At 73.9% G+C, this 2120-nt stretch carries 4 protein-coding genes; 3 read left to right on the forward strand and 1 reads right to left on the reverse strand.

Annotation, left to right across the window (positions count from 1 at the left end):
• Positions 1-147: 147 nt before the first annotated feature.
• Positions 148-642, forward strand: a complete 495-nt coding sequence (locus SSNG_RS01085) for a hypothetical protein (protein ID WP_241694962.1) — start codon at positions 148-150, stop codon at positions 640-642.
• Here SSNG_RS01085 and SSNG_RS41615 read toward each other — a convergent pair.
• Complete coding sequence (locus SSNG_RS41615) at positions 636-776, reverse strand: hypothetical protein (RefSeq protein ID WP_165364953.1); 141 nt, start codon at positions 774-776, stop codon at positions 636-638. The two genes, SSNG_RS01085 and SSNG_RS41615, sit on opposite strands and share 7 nt — an antisense overlap.
• A gap of 225 nt (positions 777-1001) precedes the next feature.
• On the opposite strand from SSNG_RS41615, the gene SSNG_RS01090 reads away from it, so the two are divergent.
• Complete coding sequence (locus SSNG_RS01090; protein WP_007261928.1) at positions 1002-1451, forward strand: flavodoxin family protein; 450 nt, start codon at positions 1002-1004, stop codon at positions 1449-1451.
• 107 nt (positions 1452-1558) lie between these two features.
• The coding region (locus tag SSNG_RS01095; RefSeq protein WP_007261930.1) for a serine hydrolase domain-containing protein at positions 1559-2120 on the forward strand (562 nt) is incomplete at its 3' end.

Here is a 2120-nt window from a genome sequence, read left to right on the forward strand (position 1 = left end):
CGTAGCCGATCTCCACCGTCATCGCGTCCCGTTCGGCCTGGCTGCGCCGTCTCGCCGTCATGCCCCGAGGATGGCACCGGGGCTCGGCCCCGGTCCACGGCTCCGCCGGTTCCGGGGTGGGTGGGGAGGACGGAGGGAACCGGTCCGGTGAGGAGTGGCATCTGGTGGGGCATGGGTGTCGCGATCTTGTTGTTCAGCCTGGCGTTCCTGGGCGGGTGGGCCATGGCCCTCGGGTGGCTGGGCTACAGCGTCTCGATGCTGTGGCGGGGCCGGGGGCAGCCGTGGGTGCGGGTGGACGGGAGTCCGTTCGCCCGGCTGCTGCTCCCGGCCCCCGCCTACTTCCGCTTCGACAGGGCTCTCGCCGTGGGGGCGTTGCTGGCCGACCTGTGGCTGGTGTCGGCCGTCGTGGTCCTCGGCGCGGATGGCATCTTCACCGAGGAGTGGATGGGATACCCCGGCATGATGGATCCCGCGGGGCAGGGCTACCAGGCCCAGATGGTGGGCCTGTTGCGCTCGGCGGCCTGGTGGAGCGCCGCCGCCGCGGTCCTCGGGCGGTGCTGGACCACCGCGGTCGTCCAGCTGTCCGTACTGCCCCTGTCGGCGCTCTGGGTCGCCTCGTTCGACACCTACTACCGTCAGTAGCGGAGCCGGTCGATCTCCGTCCGGTGCTCCACCGCCATGCCGGCCGGGCCGAGTTGGCTGGCCAGCCAGTCGAGCAGGGCCTCCGCACCGATCAGCCGCGGCAACGGTGGAGGAACGCAGGAGTACGCGATCACGAGTTGCTCCGTACTCCCCTGAGGGCGGAACTCGATCCACCGCACCTTTTGGTAAGGACCTGGACAAGGCAGCGCCGCGCCCGCGGGGAACTCCTTCACGCCCCGACGACCACCCGGCCGGGGCGGAAGAGCCCCTGTTCGGGCCCGGGTGTCACATCCGGGCCCGCTGTGCTGTCCCCTCTGCGGATCGAGCGAATCGCGAGAACCCGGAGAAGGGACCGCCCCATGAAGTCCGTCATCGTCTGCGCCTCCGTGTCACACGGGAACACCCGCCGGGTCGCCGACGCCATGGCCCGTGCCCTGGGCGCGGCCGTCGTCGCCCCCGGCGAGGCCGACCCCGCCGAGCTGGCCGCCGCCGACCTCGTGGGGTTCGGCTCCGGCGTCTACTACGGCAGGCTCCACCGCACCCTGACCGACCTGGTCCGCGAACTCCCGCAGGCCCGCGGGCGGGCCTTCGTGTTCGCCACCAGCGGGCTGCCCGGGCTGGGGCCGGCCCCCTTCACCCGCCCGCTGGTCCGGCGCCTCGCCGGCAAGGGCTTCCGCGTGGACGGCAGCTTCACCTGCCGGGCGTTGGACACCTGGGGGCCCTTCGGGCTCGTCGGCGGCGTCAACAGGCAGCGGCCCGACGCCGGGGACCTGGCCGCCGCGCGGGCCTTCGCCGAGCGGCTGCGGTAGTGGGGCCAGCCCCCGGGCAAAGCGGGGGGCGGCCGGATGGGCCGCCGGTACGGCGGTCCGGGAGGCTGGGCGGGGTACGTGATCAGCGAGTTGAGCAGGAGCGATACGTGAAGGCACGGGTGCGGGCCGCCGCACTGTTGGCGGCGGTGTGCGTGGTGGCGGCGGGCGTCCTCCCGGCGGCCGCCGCGGAGCGGGCGGGGGGTACGGGGGGTACCGGGGGTGCGGATCCGGCGGCCCTGCGGGAAGCGCTCGCGCGGACGGTGGCGGACGGCTTCCCCGGGGTCGTCGCGTACGCCAGGCACGGCGAGCGGGAGACGCGGACGGCGGCCGGGGTCGCGGACACGGCGAGCGGCGAACGGGCGCGCCCGGACCAGCGGTTCCGGATCGCCAGCAACACCAAGGCCTTCGTGTCGACGGTGCTCCTCCAGCTGGAGGGCGAGGGACGGCTCTCGCTCGACGACAGCGTGGACACGTGGCTGCCGGGCATGGTCCGCGGGAACGGGAACGACGGGCGGGCGATCACCGTCCGGCAGCTCCTCAACCACACCTCGGGCATCTACGACCCCACCAGGGAACCGGAGTTCTTCGCCCCCTACCTGGAGCGGCACGACTGGGGCCACGTCTACACCCCCCGGGAGGTGATCGCCCGGGCCGTGCGGCAGGAGCCGG

Source organism: Streptomyces sp. C, assembly GCF_000158895.1.
Taxonomy (GTDB): domain Bacteria; phylum Actinomycetota; class Actinomycetes; order Streptomycetales; family Streptomycetaceae; genus Streptomyces; species Streptomyces racemochromogenes.

What these genes read in the sequence shown, in the direction of transcription:
- SSNG_RS01090 (WP_007261928.1), top strand. Translation starts at nt 1,002, where the DNA reads ATGAAGTCCGTCATCGTCTGCGCCTCCGTGTCACACGGGAACACCCGC.